This is a genomic window from Cupriavidus sp. FW216-B1 (genome assembly GCF_058789195.1).
Window position 1 is genome coordinate 127,872 of record NZ_JBYTEL010000008.1, and the last position, 16,405, is coordinate 144,276.

General features: G+C 69.2%; 15 protein-coding genes. 5 read left to right on the plus strand and 10 right to left on the minus strand.

Annotation, left to right across the window (positions count from 1 at the left end; all coding sequences use genetic code 11):
- Positions 1–89: 89 nt before the first annotated feature.
- From prpC to AC3WXD_RS18630, 3 genes are all read right to left on the minus strand, one after another.
- Positions 90–1,247, minus strand: a complete 1,158-nt coding sequence (prpC, locus tag AC3WXD_RS18620; protein WP_020201627.1) for a bifunctional 2-methylcitrate synthase/citrate synthase — start codon at positions 1,245–1,247, stop codon at positions 90–92.
- 123 nt (positions 1,248–1,370) lie between these two features.
- A complete protein-coding gene (gene prpB, locus AC3WXD_RS18625) occupies positions 1,371–2,279 on the minus strand; it encodes a methylisocitrate lyase (protein ID WP_020201626.1) in 909 nt (302 codons plus the stop codon).
- A gap of 182 nt (positions 2,280–2,461) precedes the next feature.
- Entirely contained in the window at positions 2,462–2,605 is a 144-nt protein-coding gene (locus AC3WXD_RS18630) for a hypothetical protein (protein WP_492324394.1), read from the minus strand.
- Here AC3WXD_RS18630 and prpR point away from each other — a divergent pair.
- Positions 2,604–4,583, plus strand: a complete 1,980-nt coding sequence (gene prpR / locus AC3WXD_RS18635) for a propionate catabolism operon regulatory protein PrpR (protein ID WP_492324395.1) — start codon at positions 2,604–2,606, stop codon at positions 4,581–4,583. The two genes, AC3WXD_RS18630 and prpR, sit on opposite strands and share 2 nt — an antisense overlap.
- 87 nt (positions 4,584–4,670) lie before the next feature.
- On the opposite strand, the gene AC3WXD_RS18640 is transcribed toward prpR, so the two are convergent.
- A complete protein-coding gene (locus tag AC3WXD_RS18640) occupies positions 4,671–4,964 on the minus strand; it encodes a putative quinol monooxygenase (RefSeq protein ID WP_020201624.1) in 294 nt (97 codons plus the stop codon).
- Positions 4,965–5,162: 198 nt separating this feature from the next.
- Between AC3WXD_RS18640 and AC3WXD_RS18645 the strand changes: the two genes are divergently transcribed.
- The gene (locus AC3WXD_RS18645) at positions 5,163–6,377 is read left to right on the plus strand and encodes a cyclic di-GMP phosphodiesterase (protein ID WP_020201623.1); all 1,215 of its coding nucleotides are present in this window, start codon (positions 5,163–5,165) and stop codon (positions 6,375–6,377) included.
- A 39-nt stretch (positions 6,378–6,416) separates the two neighbouring features.
- On the opposite strand, the gene AC3WXD_RS18650 is transcribed toward AC3WXD_RS18645, so the two are convergent.
- On the minus strand, positions 6,417–8,060 hold the full coding sequence (locus AC3WXD_RS18650) for an acyl-CoA dehydrogenase family protein (RefSeq protein WP_020201622.1): 1,644 nt from the start codon (positions 8,058–8,060) through the stop codon (positions 6,417–6,419).
- A gap of 115 nt (positions 8,061–8,175) precedes the next feature.
- Between AC3WXD_RS18650 and AC3WXD_RS18655 the strand changes: the two genes are divergently transcribed.
- Complete coding sequence (locus AC3WXD_RS18655; protein WP_231401569.1) at positions 8,176–8,811, plus strand: TetR/AcrR family transcriptional regulator; 636 nt, start codon at positions 8,176–8,178, stop codon at positions 8,809–8,811.
- A gap of 70 nt (positions 8,812–8,881) precedes the next feature.
- Here the strand turns inward: AC3WXD_RS18655 and AC3WXD_RS18660 are convergent, their stop codons facing one another.
- The 5 genes from AC3WXD_RS18660 to AC3WXD_RS18680 all read right to left on the minus strand — a co-directional run bounded on the left by AC3WXD_RS18660 (position 8,882) and on the right by AC3WXD_RS18680 (position 12,887).
- Positions 8,882–9,676, minus strand: coding sequence for a peptidylprolyl isomerase (locus tag AC3WXD_RS18660; protein ID WP_020201620.1), 795 nt, complete (start codon positions 9,674–9,676; stop codon positions 8,882–8,884).
- 4 nt (positions 9,677–9,680) lie between these two features.
- Complete coding sequence (locus AC3WXD_RS18665) at positions 9,681–9,995, minus strand: BolA family protein (protein ID WP_020201619.1); 315 nt, start codon at positions 9,993–9,995, stop codon at positions 9,681–9,683.
- Between the two features lie 79 nt (positions 9,996–10,074).
- Positions 10,075–10,614, minus strand: a complete 540-nt coding sequence (locus AC3WXD_RS18670) for a septation protein A (RefSeq protein WP_492324396.1) — start codon at positions 10,612–10,614, stop codon at positions 10,075–10,077.
- Positions 10,615–10,684: 70 nt separating this feature from the next.
- Positions 10,685–11,146, minus strand: coding sequence for a peptide-methionine (R)-S-oxide reductase MsrB (msrB, locus tag AC3WXD_RS18675; RefSeq protein ID WP_492324397.1), 462 nt, complete (start codon positions 11,144–11,146; stop codon positions 10,685–10,687).
- 160 nt (positions 11,147–11,306) lie between these two features.
- Complete coding sequence (locus AC3WXD_RS18680; RefSeq protein WP_020201616.1) at positions 11,307–12,887, minus strand: protein adenylyltransferase SelO; 1,581 nt, start codon at positions 12,885–12,887, stop codon at positions 11,307–11,309.
- Between the two features lie 399 nt (positions 12,888–13,286).
- Between AC3WXD_RS18680 and AC3WXD_RS18685 the strand changes: the two genes are divergently transcribed.
- Positions 13,287–14,915, plus strand: coding sequence for a 3-(methylthio)propionyl-CoA ligase (locus AC3WXD_RS18685; protein WP_454731640.1), 1,629 nt, complete (start codon positions 13,287–13,289; stop codon positions 14,913–14,915).
- Positions 14,916–15,038: 123 nt separating this feature from the next.
- Positions 15,039–16,283, plus strand: a complete 1,245-nt coding sequence (locus tag AC3WXD_RS18690) for a branched-chain amino acid ABC transporter substrate-binding protein (RefSeq protein ID WP_020201614.1) — start codon at positions 15,039–15,041, stop codon at positions 16,281–16,283.
- The last annotated feature ends 122 nt before the right edge of the window (positions 16,284–16,405 follow it).

The window sequence follows — 16,405 nt, forward strand, 5'->3', positions numbered from 1 at the left end:
GGGGGCGGCGGCCGTGCTTTGCGGCCGCCGGCCCCCGCTCCCGCGGGCCGCGCTGCGCGCGGTCCCGGGAGCAGGCCGGCGGGCCGGTATTACTTGCGGTCCTTGATCGGCACGAACTTCAGGTTCTCCGGCCCGGTGTAGTTGGCGCTGGGGCGGATGATCTTGTTGTCGATGCGCTGCTCGATGATGTGCGCGGCCCAGCCGGAGGTACGCGCGATCACGAACAGCGGCGTGAACATGGCCGTGGGCACGCCCATCATGTGGTAGCTCACCGCGCTGAACCAGTCCAGGTTCGGGAACATCTTCTTGGCGTCCCACATGACCGTCTCCAGCCGCTCGGCGATGTCGAACATCTTCAGCGAGCCGGCGTCCTTCGACAGGCGCTTGGCCACGTCCTTGATGACCTGGTTGCGCGGGTCGCCCGTGGTGTACACCGGGTGGCCGAAGCCGATCACCACTTCCTTGTTCTCCACGCGGCGCTTGATGTCGGCCTCGGCCTCGGCCGGGTTGTCGTAGCGCTTCTGGATCTCGAAGGCCACCTCGTTGGCGCCGCCGTGCTTGGGGCCGCGCAGCGCGCCGATGGCGCCGGCGATCGACGAGTACATGTCCGAGCCGGTGCCGGCGATCACGCGCGCGGTGAAGGTCGAGGCGTTGAACTCGTGCTCGGCGTACAGGTTGAGCGAGGTCTGCATGGCGCGCTCCCACAGCGCCGAGGGCTTCTGGCCGTGCAGCAGGTGCAGGAAGTGGGCGCCGATGGAGTCGTCGTCGGTCTCGACCTCGATGCGGCGGCCGTTCTGGCTGTAGTGGTACCAGTACAGCAGCATGGAGCCGAGGCTGGCCATGAGGCGGTCGGCGATGTCGCGCGCGCCCGGGGTGTTGTGGTCGTCCTTCTCGGGCAGCACGGTGCCGAGCACGGACACGCCGGTGCGCATCACGTCCATCGGGTGGGCGCTGGCGGGCACCCATTCGAGGGCGGCCTTGACGTTGGCGGGCAGGCCGCGCAAGGCCTTGAGCTTGGCCTTGTAGGCGGCCAGTTCGGCGCGGGTGGGCAGCTTGCCGTGCACCAGCAGGTGGGCGATTTCCTCGAATTCGCAGGTCTCGGCGATGTCGAGGATGTCGTAGCCGCGGTAATGCAGGTCGTTGCCGGTGCGGCCGACCGTGCACAGCGCGGTGTTGCCGGCGGCCACGCCCGACAGGGCGACGGATTTCTTCGGTTTCGGGGTGGCGAGCGGTTGCGCTTCGGACATGTTGGAGGTCTCCTTGGGGAATGCCGTGTGCTGACTGACTGCGTATTGACGTTGCTGACGTTGCCGGCGCTGGCCGTGGCGGCGCGCACGCGGTGCGCGCGCCGCGGGGGCGGCCCGCGCGGCTTACTTGGACTTGCCTTGCGCGAACAGCGCGTCGAGCTTCTGCTCGAAGGCGTGGTAGCCGATGCTCTCATAGAGTTCGGCGCGCGTCTGCATGGTGTCGACCACGTTCTTCTGCGTGCCGTCGCGGCGGATCGCCGCGTAGACGTTCTCGGCGGCCTTGTTCATGGCGCGGAAGGCCGACAGCGGGTACAGCACCATCGCCACGCCGGTGCCGCCGAGTTCTTCGGTGGTGAACAGCGGGGTGGCGCCGAATTCGGTGATGTTGGCCAGCACCGGCACCTTCACCGCGTCGACGAACTTGCGGTACATGCCGAGGTCGGTCATGGCTTCCGGGAAGATCGCGTCGGCGCCGGCTTCCACGCAGGCCACGGCGCGTTCGATGGCCTTGTCCAGGCCTTCCACGGCGAGGGCGTCGGTGCGCGCCATGATGACGAAGTGCTCGTCGGTGCGCGCGTCCACGGCGGCCTTGATGCGGTCGACCATCTCGCCCTGCGAGACGATTTCCTTGCCCGGGCGGTGGCCGCAGCGCTTGGCGCCGACCTGGTCCTCGATGTGCATGGCGCCGGCGCCGAACTTGATCAGCGAGCGGGTGGTGCGCGCCACGTTGAAGGCCGAGGCGCCGAAGCCGGTGTCGACGTCGACCAGCAGCGGCACGTCGCACACGTCGGTGATGCGGCGGATGTCGGTCAGGACGTCGTCGAGGTTGGAGATGCCCAGGTCGGGCAGGCCCAGCGAGCCGGCGGCCACGCCGCCGCCCGACAGGTAGATCGCGCGGTAGCCGGCGCGCTTGGCCAGCAGGGCGTGGTTGGCGTTGATGGTGCCGACCACCTGCAGCGGGTGTTCGTCGGCCAGGGCCTGGCGGAAGCGGGCGCCGGCGGAGCGGGCGAGGTCGGAAGTCGAAAAGGTCATGATCTTCGCTTGTGAAGTGGACGGATACCCAGCGCAAGGGGTGTGCCAGGCGGATCGCCGCCGCGCGCCGCGCCGGCCCCGGCTCCGGCGCGCGGCGGCCAGCCCTTGATCCGCCTGACCTGGCGGCGCATGGCGGGCATCCTGCGCGGCGATTGTGATGCGGGCGCTATCTCCGTTGCATTTCAATAGTGAAATTGTTGCATTTCAATATTGAAATGCACGCCGGCCGCGCGCACAATCCCAAGATTAGTCCGCCCGCGGCGTTCTTGCTGCTTTCCCGCGCCGTTTTCCTTCACCAGTGTTTCCGCCGGATTTCCGCCGTCCATGAGTACCGTCCTCGCCGCGCCCGTCAACCCGCCCGCCGCCGGCACCGCGCGCCCGCGCATCTGGGCGGTCGGCATCAGCCGCCTGTCGCGCGCGTTCGCCGACCTGATTCCCGGCTACGCCGCGCAGGCGGACTTCCGCATCGTCGGCAAGGGTTTCGCCGCGGCCGCCAGCGCGATCGCGCGCGAGGCGCGCGAGGGCCGGCTCGACGCCGTGGTGGCGGGCGGCTCCAACGGCGCCTACCTGCGCCAGCACGTGGACGTGCCGGTGGTGCTGGTCAAGGTGACGGGCTTCGACGTGATGAGCGCGCTGTCGACCGCGCGCCGCATCTCGCCGCGCGTGGCGCTGGTCACGCACGCCGCGACCTATCCCGAGGTGGACGAGTTCGTGCGCACCTTCTCGCTGTCGATCCCGGCCTACACCTACCTGACCGAGGACGACGCCGCGGCGCGCGTGAAGGCGCTCAAGCAGGAGGGCGTGCAGGTGGTGGTGGGGCCGGGGCTGGTGACGGACCTGGCCGACCGCATCGGCCTGATCGGCGTGTTCCTGTACTCGGGCGTGTCGGTGCGCGGCGCGCTGGAGGACGTGATCGAGGCGGCCCGGCTGCGGCGCATCGAGTCCGGCCGGCGCGACTACGTCAACACCATCCTCGCGCATCTCAACGAGGGCGTGGCGGCGGTGGACGCGGAAGGGCGCATCCAGACCTACAACCCGGCGATGGAGCGCTTTCTCGGCATCGCGCCGCCGGCCGCGCTGGGGCGCAAGCTGCAGGCGCTGGCGCCCGCGCTGGCGCTGGACCACGTGATGCAGAGCGGCAGCAAGGAGCTCGAGGCCATCCACAAGCTCGGCGACAAGATGGTGGTGGTCAACCGCATCCCCATCGTCACCGACGCCGGCACCACCGGCGCGGTGCTGACGCTGCAGGACGCCAACGCCATCCACCGCGTGGACCGCAACCTGCGCTCGCGCAGCCGCGCGCGGCCGGCCGGGGTGCGCTACAGCCTGGACGACCTCGCCGGCGCCTCGCCCGTCATGCACAACCTGCGCGAGCTGGCGCGGCGCTATGCCGCGGTGGATTCCACCGTGCTGGTGGGCGGCGAGAGCGGCACCGGCAAGGAAGTGCTGGCGCAGGGCATGCACGACGCCAGCCCGCGCCGGGTGTTCCCGTTCGTTGCCGTCAATTGCGCGGCGTTCCCGGAAAGCCTGCTGGAAAGCGAGCTGTTCGGCTACGAGGAGGGCGCCTTCACCGGCGCGCGCCGCGGCGGCAAGGCCGGCCTGTTCGAGTCGGCCCACAACGGCACGCTGTTCCTCGACGAGGTGGGCGACATGCCGCCGGCGCTGCAGACCCGCCTGCTGCGCGTGCTGCAGGAAAAGCAGGTGCTGCCGATCGGCGGGCTCGACGCGGTGCCGGTCAACGTGCGCGTGATCGCCGCCACGCACCGCGACCTGGGCGAGCTGGTGCGGCAGGGCAGCTTCCGCCAGGACCTGTATTACCGCCTCAACATCCTGCGCATCGAGATGCCGCCGCTGCGCGAGCGCGCCGGCGACCTGCCCGAGCTGGCCGAGCTGCTGTACCGGCGCGCCCAGGAGCGCCTGGGCCAGGCCCGGCCGCAGCCGCTGCCGCAGGCGGTGCGCGAGCGGCTGTCGGGTTATGCGTGGCCGGGCAATATCCGCGAGCTGGAGAACGTGACCGAGCGCATCGCGGTGCTGGTGGTGGGCCGCACGCTGGCGCCGCGCGACCTGCTGGAAGAGCTGCAGGCGGCCGCGCCGGAGCTGTTCGGCGTGGCCGAGGCGCCCGCGCCGGATGGGGCGCCGCCGGCGCCGGGCAGCCAGTCGCTCGCCGGCGTGGCGCGCGCCAGCCAGGCCGGGCATATCCGCCACGTGCTGGCGCAATGCGGCGGCAACCGCGCCGAAGCCTGCCATCTGCTGGGGATCAGCGCCACGACCTTGTGGCGGCGCCTGAAGGAAGGCGGGAAATGACCGAGGCCGGCGCAATCTCGCGGCCGATATAGCCGCGGCCGACATAATCGCCGCCGACACAGTCGCGGCCCGCGCCCGGCCGCGCGCCTAGGCCGCGTTCAGCCAGCGCAGTTGGAGGTCGCCCTCGAGGAAATCCTGCCGGCTGGCATGGAAGTCGCGCACGTATTCGCTGTTCAGGTGCGATTCCAGCGCATGGCGGGAATTCCACTCCATGTAGAGCACGAACACCTCGGCATCCTCGGCGTCCTCGCCCACGTGGTAGCGCAGGCAGCCCGGCTCCTTGGCGCCGCGCGTGCGCAGCGCGTCGAGCCTGGCGCCGAGGACCTCGCGGCGCTCGGCCTTGGCGCGCGCGATACCGACAAGCGTGTACGTTCTGGACATGGTGTGACGGGCGAACAGGTGGCCGCGTATTGTAGCTTTGCGGCCCCCGCCAGGGCCGAATGCCTGAGGCGCAGGGGCGGATATTCGGGGTGCGCGGTTGACAAGGGGGCGGCTTTGGGTCTTGCCGCTCCTAAAGTTTTCCGGCGCGCCGCCGTTAAGCGGCCACGCCCCCATTTACCCTTCACCCGGAGAGCCGGCATGCTGAAACGCATCAAGACTCAACAGCTTCAAGTCGGCATGTTCGTCGCCAGGGTGGGCGGGCCGTGGCTGGAGCATCCTTTCTGGCGTTCGCGCTTCCCGGTGACGAGCCAGGAGCAGATCGACCAGATGATCGCCTCCAAGGTCGAGGAAGTGTGGATCGACCTGCTCAAGGGCAAGAGCGTGCCGCCGCCGTCGGCGGCGACCGGCTCGCTGACCGTCAACCCGGTGGCCGACGAGCCGCCGGGCGCGGTGCCGCAGTCGGGCGTGCCGCTGGAGGTGGAGCTGGTGCTGGCGCGCGACGTGATGCGCAACGGCAAGGCGGTGGTGGGCTCGATGTTTACCGACGCGCGCATGGGCCGCGCGCTGGAAGTGGAGGGCGCGCTGCTGCTGGTGGACTCGGTCTCCAATTCGCTGACCCGCCATTCGCAGGCGCTGATCGCGCTGGCGCGGCTCAAGGTGCGCGACGACTACACCTACCTGCATTCGTTCGCCGTCTGCGCGCTGATGATCGCGCTCGGGCGCACGCTCGGGCTGGACGCCGGCGAGGTGCAGCAGCTCGGCCTGGCGGGGCTGGTGCACGACATCGGCAAGGTCGCCATTCCCACCCACGTCCTGCACCGGGACGGCCCGCTGACCACGGCGGAGATGGAGGTCGTGCAGCGCCACCCCTCGATGGGCTACCGCATCCTCAACGAGGCCAGGCTCTACCGCAACATCCCGCTGGACGTCTGCATCCACCATCACGAGCGCATCGACGGGCGCGGTTATCCGTTCGGGCTGCGCGCCAGCGAGATCAGCGTGCACGCGAAGATCGCCGGGGTATGCGACACCTACGACGCGCTGACCTCCAACCGGCCCGGCCACCAGGCGTGGACGCCGGCGCGGGCGCTCGAATACATGGCGGTGCGGGTGGACACCCTGTTCGACCGCACCGTGTTCCAGGCCTTCACGCGCTCGATCGGCATCTACCCGCTGGGCACGGTGCTGCGCATGCGCTCGGGCCGGCTGGGCGTGGTCTGCGCGCAGAACGACAACGACCCGCTGCATCCGCGCGTCAAGCTGTTCTACTCGGTGAGCGAGGCCGCGCACATCGGCCCCGAAGAGATGGACCTGCGCGACACCGAGGACACCATCGTCAGCTTCGAGGACCCGGCGCAATGGGGCTTCCGCGACGAGCAGCTGCTGGAGCTGTGCGCGGTGGCCTCGGCCTGAGGCCGCGTCCGCCCGCCGCGCCCGCCCTGGCCGCCGCCGTCAGTCCGGCCACGCCGCCGCGACGATGCGCGCGGCATCTGCCGCGCCCGCGCTGATGCCCATCACCGCGCCCCATTCGGGGTCGAAGCGGCTGGCCAGGAAGGCCTGCGCGCTGGCCGCGCCGGCGTGCCGGAGCATCAGGCAGGCCTGGGCGGTCAGCACCAGCCGGGTGGTGGTGCGGCGCGCCTCGGCCTGCTGTTCTTCCGCCGGCAGGCGCAGCGCCTCGCGCAGCGCGGCCACGCTGGCCTCGATGCGCGGCTCGCCGGCGCCCATCGCGCTCATCTGCTCCAGCACGCGCAGGTAGTCGTCCGGGTTGCGGCCGATGGCGCGCAGCACGTCCAGGCACATCACGTTGCCCGAGCCTTCCCAGATCGAGTTGACCGGCGCATCGCGGAACAGGCGTCCCATCGGGCCGTCCTCGACGTAGCCGTTGCCGCCGAACACCTCCATCGCCTCGCCGGTCAGCTCTACCGCGCGCTTGCAGATCCAGAACTTCGAGGCCGGCGTGAGGATGCGGCGCCAGGCCAGCCGGGCGGGGTCGTCGGTGGCTTCGAACGCGGTGGCCAGGTCCATCGCCAGCAGCATCGCCGCCTCGGCCTCCAGCGCCATGTCGGCCAGCAGGCGGACCATCAGCGGCTGGCGCGCCAGCGGCCTGCCGAAGGCGCTGCGATGGCGCGCGTAGTGCAGCGCCTGCACGAAGGCCTGGCGCATGAAGCCGGCGCTGGACAGCGCGCAGTTCAGGCGGCTGTAGGTGGCCATCTCCAGGATGGTCGGAATGCCGCGGCCTTCCTCGCCCACCATGATGCCCCACGCATCGCGGAATTCCACCTCGCTGCTCGAGTTGGAGCGGTTGCCGACCTTGTCCTTCAGGCGCTGGATCTCGACCGGGTTCTTGCTGCCGTCGGGCCGCCAGCGCGGCACGAAGAAGCACGACGAGCCGGCTTCGGTATTGGCCAGCACGAGGTGGGCATCCGACATCGGCGACGAGAAGAACCACTTGTGCCCGGTGATCAGGTATTCGGCGCCGCGCCCCTCGCCGCGCGCGGGCAGCGCGCGCGTGGTGTTGGTGCGCACGTCGGAGCCGCCTTGCTTCTCGGTCATGCCCATGCCCACGTTGATCGACGGCTTGTCTCCGAGCGGGATGTCGCGCGGATCGTAGCCGCGCGCGAGCAGCTTGTCGCCGAGTTGCGCGAACAGCGCCGGCTCCTTGCGCAGCACCGGAATGCAGGCCTGCGTCATGTTGGTCGGGCACAGCGAGCCGGATTCGATCTGGCTGTGCATGTAGAGCGAGGCGGCGTAGGCGGTCCAGGCCGAGGGGCGCGTGTCGGCGAACGGCAGGTTGGCCAGCCCGCTGGCGCGCGCGATGGCCATGATCGCGTGCCAGCCCGGATGGAAGCGCACCTGGTCGATGCGCTCGCCGGCGCGCGAATGCGTGTGCAGCTCGGGGTGGTGGCGGTTGGCGTCCTCGGCGTGGCGGATGGTGTCTTCCGCGCCCAGCAGCGCGCCCTGGCGCGCGAGCTCGGCCTCGCTCCAGCCCGCGCCGGCGCGCTCCACGGCGCGGCGCAGGCCGGGATCGCTGGCGTAGAGGTCGTAGTCCTTGAGCTCCGGCACCTGGTTGGTGATGGCGTGGGTGGTCCAGTTCATGGCAAGCTGTCTCCTTGGTTTTTTTCCGCGCGGCGCCTGGCGCGCCCGCGCCCGGCTGCGTTGGAGACCATTCTAGGGACAACGCCCGGCCCTCATGTTCGGCTTTCGGAACCCCATGAACCTACCGCGCAAAGACCCGCCCAAGCCGCGCCGCAGGCCCGTGCAGTCACGCTCGTGGCAGACCTCGCTGGCCATCCAGGAAGCCTTTGTTCGGCTTTTGGCCGGGCAGGACTACGCCCAGGTGACCATCCGCGCCATCGTCGACCTGGCCGGCGTGGGGCTGGGCACGTTCTACGAATACTTCGGCAGCAAGGAGGAACTGGCGCGGGTCTGCCTGCACCTGCGCGCCAAGCGCATCGTGCTGGCGATGGACGCCTGCCTGGCCGGGCATCGCGGCGCGCCGCTGGCGGCGATCGTGGACGCGCTGGTCGCGGTCAACGTGGACCATCATCGCGAGACGCCCGAGCGCTGGGGGCCGGTCTACCTGCTGGAGCGGCATTACTCGGGGCGCGCCGCCTACCGGAAGATGTACGGGCGCTTCGTCGCGGTGTGGCGCCGCGCGCTGGCGGGCGCCGCGGACGCGCCATGCGCCGAGGTGGCGGAGGAGGCGGCGGTGACGCTGCAGGCCATCGTGTACGGCCTGATCGCCCATGCCTGCATCGACGAGGGCGCGGCGGTGGATTTCGCGCGGCTGCGGCGCAGGCTGCGCAATGCGGTGTCGGGCTACCTGGGGACGATGGGCGCGGGCTGACGCGCGGGCGCCGGAACGGAAAACGGCGCCAGTGGCGCCGTTTCTTCGTGCTGCGCGCGAGGCGCGATCCTTACTGGATCTTCGCCTTTTCCTTCAGCGACTTCATCATGGCCTGGAACTGCTCGCGCTGCCAGTTCTGGTCGCCCATCAGCATCTGCGTGAGCTGCGGCTTGACTTCGTCGAACGTGGGCACCTTGGCGTCGCGCACGTCGTCGAGCTGGATGATGTGCCAGCCGAACTGGGTCTTGACCGGGGTGTCGGTCATCTGGCCCTTCTGCAGCGCGGTCATCGCGGCCGAGAACTCGGGCACGTAGCTGCTGCTGTTGGCCCAGTCCAGGTCGCCGCCGTTGGCCGCCGAGCCCGGGTCCTTGGACGAGGCCTTGGCCATGTCCTCGAACTTGGCGCCGGCCTTGATCTTGGCGATGATGGCGCGCGCGTCGGCTTCCTTCTCGACCAGGATGTGGCGGGCGTGGTATTCCTTGCCGCTGCCGAACTGCGACTTGATCTTTTCATACTGCTTGCGCAGTTCTTCGTCGCTGGCGCCGTGGGTCTTGACGTAGTCCTCGAACACCGCGCCGGCCAGCACGTTGAGCTTGGCCTGTTCCAGCTGTTCCTGCAGGTCGTCGCGCTGGGTCAGGCCGCGCTTGTTGGCTTCCTGCAGCAGCAGCTCGCGGTCGATCAGCATGGTGCGGGCACGGTCGCGCAGTTCCGGGCTGGCCGGCTGGCCGGTGCCGGCGATGAGCTTGTCCAGCTTCGCCGAGGGGATCGCCTTGCCATTCACGACGGCGGCGTTCTGGGCCAGGGCGGGCAAGCTGCCAGCGGCAAGCACAGCCGCCAGGCTGAACGAGAGGACGGTGGTCTTCATGGAATCAGGTCTGAGAGTTGCTCGAGGAATCGCGGGAGGATTCGCGGGATTCAAGTTCTTGGTCGGTCAGCGCGGTAACGGCTAGCGCGTGGATTTGCGTGGGGAACAGTTCGCGCAGCGCATCATACACCATGCGGTGGCGCGCCACGCGGCTGCTGCCGGCAAAACGCCCGCTGACGATGGTCACGTGGTAGTGGCCGCCGCCGGAGGCCGCGCCGGCGTGGCCGGCGTGCTGCGCGCTGTCGTCGCGCACGGCGACGCTGGTGGGGGCAAGGGCTGCGCGCAGCAGCGCCTCGATATGTGCTGGATCGGCGGCCATCGGTCTTTGTCGGTCTCTGTGGTGGAGCGCGGGCGGGCCCGCGCCGGGTGGAGGCGGTGCGCGGCGCACCGCCGCGCCGTCATTCGGTGGGCGTTTCCTGCATGTGGCGCGACAGCCAGACGCTTTGCGCCAGGATGAACACCAGCATCAGCCCCATGCTGCCGAACAGCTTGAAATTGACCCAGGTGTCGGTGGAGAACTGGTAGGCCACGTAGAGATTGACCACGCCCATCACGGCGAAGAACGCGGCCCAGGCGGCATTGAGCTTGCCCCAGGCGCCGTCCGGCATGCTCACCTGCTTGCCGAGCATGGCGCGGATCAGGTTCTTGCGCCACAGCAGCGCGGACAGCGTCAGCGTGACGGCGAACAGCCAGTACAGCACGGTCGGCTTCCACTTGATGAAGGTCTCGTTGTGCAGCAGCAGCGTGGCGCCGCCGAACACCGAGATGATCGCCAGGCTGATCCACTGCATCGGATCGACCTTGCGGTGGCGCAGCCACACCCAGCCGATCTGCACCACGGTGGCGGCGATGGCCACCGCGGTGGCGGGAAAGATGCCCCACAGCTTGAAGGCGGCGAAGAACAGGATGACCGGGAACAGGTCGAACAGGAATTTCATGCGGACAGGATAGATCGACGCGAAGGTCGGGGCTGGGTTGGCGACGGACCGCCGCGCGGGCGGTCCGGGCTTAGCGCGGCGTATCCGGCGATGTCGGCGCTGTCGGCGCGGCATCACCCGCGTCGGTATCGGCATCGGCGGGATCGCGCTGGTCGAATTTTAGCGCAGCCGAGTTGATGCAGTAGCGCAAACCGGTGGGCGCGGGGCCATCCTCGAACACATGGCCCAGATGGCTGCCGCATTCCTTGCAGCGGACTTCCACGCGCACCATGCCGTGCGAGCGGTCGGTGTGCTCGTCGATCACCTCGCCGTTGATCGGGCGGAAGTAGCTGGGCCAGCCGCAGCCGGCGTCGAACTTGGTGCTGGCTTCGAACAGCGGCGTGCCGCAGCCGACGCAGCGGTAGGTGCCGCGTTCCCAGTGGTCCCAGTAGCGGCCGGTGAAGGGGCGTTCGGTGGCCGCTTCGCGGGCGACGCGGTATTCGATGTCGGAGAGTTGCGCGCGCCACTCGGCGTCGGTTTTTTGCGTGGTCATGCTCGGCTTCCTCATTCTGGCGGGCCGGGCGGCGGGGCAGGCTGCCTTGCCTGCCTCGCGCCGCCCGATGCCCTTGGTCGTATCGTGGCTGTCGAACCTTACAGTACTTGCGTGGCGGGCGCCTTGGCACCGGCCTTGCCGTCCCCGCTGGCCGGACGGCTCACGACGAACAGCTGACTTCGAGGCCCGCGGCCCAGTCCGGCGGCAGCGCGGCGTAGGCCTCGGCTTCGGGCTGCTCGTCGAAGGGACGCGACAGCACCGCCAGCAGGCGCTCCACCTCGCCGAAATCCTTGTCGCGCGCGCGCCGGATGGCGGTTTCCGCCAGGTGGTTGCGCAGCACGTATTTCGGGTTCACCGCCAGCATGGCGGCCGCGCGCGCGGCATCGTCGGACTGCTCGGCGCGCAGCCGGGCGCGGTAGGTGCCGGCCCAGGCATCCCACGCCGCGCGGTCCAGGAACAGGTCGCGCACCGGCGCGTCGCGGCTGCCGTCTGCCGACGATATGCGGGCGAGGTTGCGCCAGAACAAGGTGTAGTCCACGCGTTGTTCGTGCAGCAGCTGGAACAGGCTGGTCAGCAGCGGCTCGTCGTCCTCGTCGCGCCCGGCCGGCGGGCGCAGGCCGAGCTTGTCGCGGTAGCGCCGGAAGAACGCGGCGGCGTAGCGCGCGCGGAACGGGTCGAGCGCGGCGCGCGCGGCTTCCACCGCGGCTTCCTTCCCCGCTTCCTTGCCCTCGTCGCCATCGCCATCGCCTTCGCGCCACAGCGGCATCAGCGCCTGGGCCAGGCAGTGCAGGTTCCAGAACGCCACCTGCGGCTGCTGGCTGTAGGCGTAGCGGCCCTGCGAGTCGGTGTGGTTGCAGATGTGGTTGGCGTCGAACGCATCGAGAAAGCCGAACGGGCCGTAGTCGATGGTCAGGCCGAGGATCGACATGTTGTCGGTGTTCATCACGCCGTGGCAGAAGCCCACCGCCTGCCATTGCGCCATCAGGTCGGCGGTGCGCAGCGAGACCTCGCGCAGCAGCGCCTGGTAGGGCTGGGCGTCGTCGCGGCAGGCCGGCATGAAGCGGTCGATGACGAAGTCCGCCAGCTGCCGCAGCGCGCCGGTGTCCTCGCGCGCGGCGAAATGCTCGAAATGGCCGAAGCGGATGAAGGTCGGCGCCAAGCGCGCGACCACGGCGGCGGTCTCGACGGTCTCGCGCCGGATCGGGGCGTCCGAGCCGACGATGCTCATGGCGCGCGTGGTCGGGATGCCCAGCGCCGCCATCGCCTCGGAGCACAGGTATTCGCGGATGGACGAGCGCAGCACCGCGCGGCCGTCGGCCATGCGCGAATAGGGCGTCATGCCGGCGCCCTTGAGCTGGATCTCCAGCGGGCCGCCGGCGGTCTGCGCCTCGGCCAGGCGGATCGCGCGGCCGTCGCCGAGCTGGCCGGCCCAGACCCCGAACTGGTGGCCCGAGTAGACGCTGGCGAGCGGATCGGCCCACGCCGGCACCTGGTTGCCCGCGAAGGTCTCGATGAAGCTGCGCTGCGTTGCCGCCTGCGCGTCCCAGCCGAGCAGGGCGGCGGCCGACGCCGATACGCCGACCAGGTAGGGCGAAGGCAGCGGCGTGGGCGCCAGCCGCGTGAAGAAGCGCGGGTCCAGCGCGGCGAAGCCGGGCGCCGTGGCGAACGGCGCGGCTGCGGCGCCGCTCGCGGGTGGCGAGTCTGGCGGGGAGGGAACGGCGGTCGGCTCGGGAGAATTCACTGGGGGGCGTCGTTGTGAAGTGGCTGGGCGGCGCAGCGCCGGCTCGCCGGATTTCCCGCAAGTGCGCTTGCAGGCTAGGGAAAACGACATGTTGAGGTGCAACATGGCAGGCGTTATTGTACTTCCACGCCGCCATTTCCATCTGTGACCGCCGTGGCCGCCGCACGGTTTCCGCAAGTCCTTCTCCAGCCCCTGTAGCGCACGCACCAGCGCAGGGCGCGGACCGGGTTTTTCCCGTCCGTGGGGAGCGGGGCCGCGCGCGAGCCGAAACACCGGCCGATACGGCAGCGCACAACGGATTCCCATTGACGTTTCACCGAAGGATGGGAACAATCGGCCAAAAAATAGAACGGTTGTTCGCTTTTTTGGCGAATTCCTAAAACTACAGGAGACTATTTCATGGCATTGATGGGTCAAATGATGAGCGAACCCCTGCTCATTTCCTCCATCATCAAGCACGCCGCCCGTCACTACGGCAGCACGGAAATCGTCTCGCGACGGACCGAAGGCGACCTGCACCGCTACACCTACCGCGACTGCGAGCTGCGCGCCCGCAAGCTCGCCCAGGCCATCGCCGCGCTCGGCGTGCGCCGGGGCGAGCGGGTCGGCACGCTGGCCTGGAACGGCTATCGCCACCTGGAGATCTACTACGCCGTGTCGGGCTCGGGCGCGGTGTGCCACACCGTCAACCCGCGCCTGTTCCCGGAGCAGGTGGCCTACATCATCAACCACGCCGAGGACCAGTACGTGTTCTTCGACGCCACCTTCCTGCCGCTGGTCGAGGGCGTGGCGCCGCATTGCCCGGGCGTGAAGGGCTGGGTGATGATGAGCGACCGCGCGCACATGCCGGCCGACGCCAAGGTCGCGCTGCTGTGCTACGAGGACCTGGTCGACGCGCAGGACGGCGACTACACCTGGCCGCAGTTCGACGAGAACACCGCGTCCAGCCTCTGCTATACCTCCGGCACCACCGGCAACCCGAAGGGCGCGCTGTACTCGCACCGCTCCACGGTGCTGCATTCGTATGCGTCGGCGCTGCCGGACGCGCTGGGCTGCTCCGCGCAGGACGTGATCCTGCCGGTGGTGCCGATGTTCCACGTCAACGCCTGGGGCCTGCCGTACTCGGTGCCGCTGGTCGGCGCCAAGCTGGTGTTCCCGGGCGCCAAGCTGGACGGCGCCTCGCTGTACGAGCTGTTCGAGCAGGAGAAAGTGACCTTCTCCGCCGGCGTGCCCACGGTCTGGCTGGGCCTGCTGCAGTACGTGCAGGGCAACCACCTCAAGTTCTCCACGTTCCGCCGCACCGTGATCGGCGGCTCGGCCGCGCCGCCGGCCATGATCCGCGCGCTCAAGGCGCTGGGCGTGGAGACCATCCACGCCTGGGGCATGACCGAGATGTCGCCGCTGGGCACCTCGTGCAAGCTGCTGGCGCGCCACAACGACCTGCCGGAAGAGGAACAGCAGAAGATCCAGGAAAAGCAGGGCCGCGTGATCTACGGCGTGGACATGAAGATCGTGGACGGCGACGGCAACGAGCTGCCGTGGGACGGCAAGGCCTTCGGCGACCTGCACGTGCGCGGGCCCTGGGTGATCGAGCACTACTACCGCAGCGAGAACTCGCCGCTGGTGGACGGCTGGTTCCCGACCGGCGACGTGGCCACCATCGACGCCGACGGCTACATGCAGATCACCGACCGCAGCAAGGACGTGATCAAGTCCGGCGGCGAATGGATTTCCTCCATCGACATCGAGAACGTGGCTTCCGCCCACCCGGCGGTCCACATGGCGGCCTGCATCTCCTGCTACCACCCCAAGTGGGACGAGCGCCCGCTGCTGGTGGTGGTCAGGCGCCCCGGCGCCGAGGTCTCGCGCGAGGACCTGCTGAAGTTCTTCGAAGGCAAGGTCGCCAAGTGGTGGATTCCCGACGACGTCGCCTTCGTCGCCGAGATCCCGCTCACCGCCACCGGCAAGATGCAGAAGCTCCGGCTGCGCGAGCAGTTCAAGGACTACCGGCTGCCGTCGTCTGCCTGACCCCGAGGCGGCCGCAGAGCCGCCATCCGCAGGACAGGCCCGAAACGCGCCGAGGTCAGGGGAGAGGGCGCCGCCGCGGGCCGGCATCAACCGAAGCCAACAAAAAAACCGAAGGAGACAAGCATGATCAGATTGCGTCCGCTCGTGGCCGCCACGGCCGCCGTGGCGATGTTCGGGGCGATGGGTTCCGGGGTCGCGGCTGCCGAGACGGTGAAGATCGCCTTTATCGATCCGCTGTCCGGGCTGATGGCGCCGGTCGGCCAGAACCAGCTCAAGAGCTGGCAGTTCGTCGCCGACCTCGCCAACCAGAAGGACTGGGGCGGCGGCAACAAGTTCGAGGTGATCGGCTTCGACAACAAGCTCTCGCCGCAGGAAAGCCTGACCATCCTCAAGCAGGCGGTGGACCAGGGCATCCGCTACATCGTGCAGGGCAACGGCTCCTCGGTGGGCCTGGCGCTGGAGGACGCGGTGGCCAAGCACAACGAGCGCAATCCGGGCAAGGAAATCGTCTACCTGAACTACGCCGCGGTGGACCCGGACATGACCAACAGCAAGTGCAACTACTGGCATTTCCGGCTCGACGCCAACTCCGACATGAAGATGGAGGCGCTGACCACCTTCCTGGCCAAGGACCCCAACGTCAAGAAGGTCTACCTGATCAACCAGAACTACTCGTTCGGCCACCAGGTGGCGCGCGCCGCCAAGGACTACCTCAAGCGCAAGCGCCCGGACGTGCAGATCGTCGGCGACGACCTGCACCCGCTGGCCCAGGTCAAGGACTTCGCGCCCTACGCGGCCAAGATCAAGGCGTCCGGCGCCGACACCGTGATCACCGGCAACTGGGGCAGCGACCTGGCGCTGCTGATCAAGGCGGGCAAGGACGCCGGCCTGAACGCCAACTACTACACCTACTACGGCGCCACCACCGGCGTGCCCACGGCGATGGGCGCGTCCGGCGCCGAGCGCGTCAAGTACGTGGGCTACTACAACGCCAACAACAACGGCTTCAAGGGCTCGGAAGTCATCGAAGGCTTCAAGAAGAAGTACAACGACGACTTCTACGTGATGGCCGCGTACACCGGCATCGCCATGCTGGGCAAGGCGTTCAAGGAGACCAAATCGACCGATCCGGTCAAGGTGGCCAAGGCGCTCGAAGGCATCAAGGTCGAGAGCATGAACGGCACGACGGAGATGCGCGGCTCGGACCACCAGGTCCAGCAGTCGCTGGTGGTGGCCACCTGGACCAAGGTCGACGGCAAGGAAGTGAAGTACGACCAGGAGAACACGGGCTATGGCTGGAAGACCAATGCGCTGCTCGACCAGTACGTGGCCGCGCAGCCCACTTCCTGCCAGATGAAGCGCCCGTAGGCCCGCGTCCGGCGGACGGTGCGGCGGGTGGCGCGGCGGATGCCGGCGCGCCTTCCGATCCTGCATACTTCGGCCGGTCCGGCGCGGCTCCCGCCGTGCCGGGCGGGCGGCGCCCACCGGGG

Bases quoted from the DNA above. Each gene is read 5' to 3' on its own strand.
- prpC (WP_020201627.1), bottom strand. From the start codon at position 1,247: ATGTCCGAAGCGCAACCGCTCGCCACCCCGAAACCGAAGAAATCCGTC.
- prpB (WP_020201626.1), bottom strand. From the start codon at position 2,279: ATGACCTTTTCGACTTCCGACCTCGCCCGCTCCGCCGGCGCCCGCTTC.
- prpR (WP_492324395.1), top strand. From the start codon at position 2,604: ATGAGTACCGTCCTCGCCGCGCCCGTCAACCCGCCCGCCGCCGGCACC.
- AC3WXD_RS18630 (WP_492324394.1), bottom strand. From the start codon at position 2,605: ATGGACGGCGGAAATCCGGCGGAAACACTGGTGAAGGAAAACGGCGCG.
- AC3WXD_RS18640 (WP_020201624.1), bottom strand. From the start codon at position 4,964: ATGTCCAGAACGTACACGCTTGTCGGTATCGCGCGCGCCAAGGCCGAG.
- AC3WXD_RS18645 (WP_020201623.1), top strand. From the start codon at position 5,163: ATGCTGAAACGCATCAAGACTCAACAGCTTCAAGTCGGCATGTTCGTC.
- AC3WXD_RS18650 (WP_020201622.1), bottom strand. From the start codon at position 8,060: ATGAACTGGACCACCCACGCCATCACCAACCAGGTGCCGGAGCTCAAG.
- AC3WXD_RS18655 (WP_231401569.1), top strand. From the start codon at position 8,176: ATGAACCTACCGCGCAAAGACCCGCCCAAGCCGCGCCGCAGGCCCGTG.
- AC3WXD_RS18660 (WP_020201620.1), bottom strand. From the start codon at position 9,676: ATGAAGACCACCGTCCTCTCGTTCAGCCTGGCGGCTGTGCTTGCCGCT.
- AC3WXD_RS18665 (WP_020201619.1), bottom strand. From the start codon at position 9,995: ATGGCCGCCGATCCAGCACATATCGAGGCGCTGCTGCGCGCAGCCCTT.
- AC3WXD_RS18670 (WP_492324396.1), bottom strand. From the start codon at position 10,614: ATGAAATTCCTGTTCGACCTGTTCCCGGTCATCCTGTTCTTCGCCGCC.
- msrB (WP_492324397.1), bottom strand. From the start codon at position 11,146: ATGACCACGCAAAAAACCGACGCCGAGTGGCGCGCGCAACTCTCCGAC.
- AC3WXD_RS18685 (WP_454731640.1), top strand. From the start codon at position 13,287: ATGGCATTGATGGGTCAAATGATGAGCGAACCCCTGCTCATTTCCTCC.
- AC3WXD_RS18690 (WP_020201614.1), top strand. From the start codon at position 15,039: ATGATCAGATTGCGTCCGCTCGTGGCCGCCACGGCCGCCGTGGCGATG.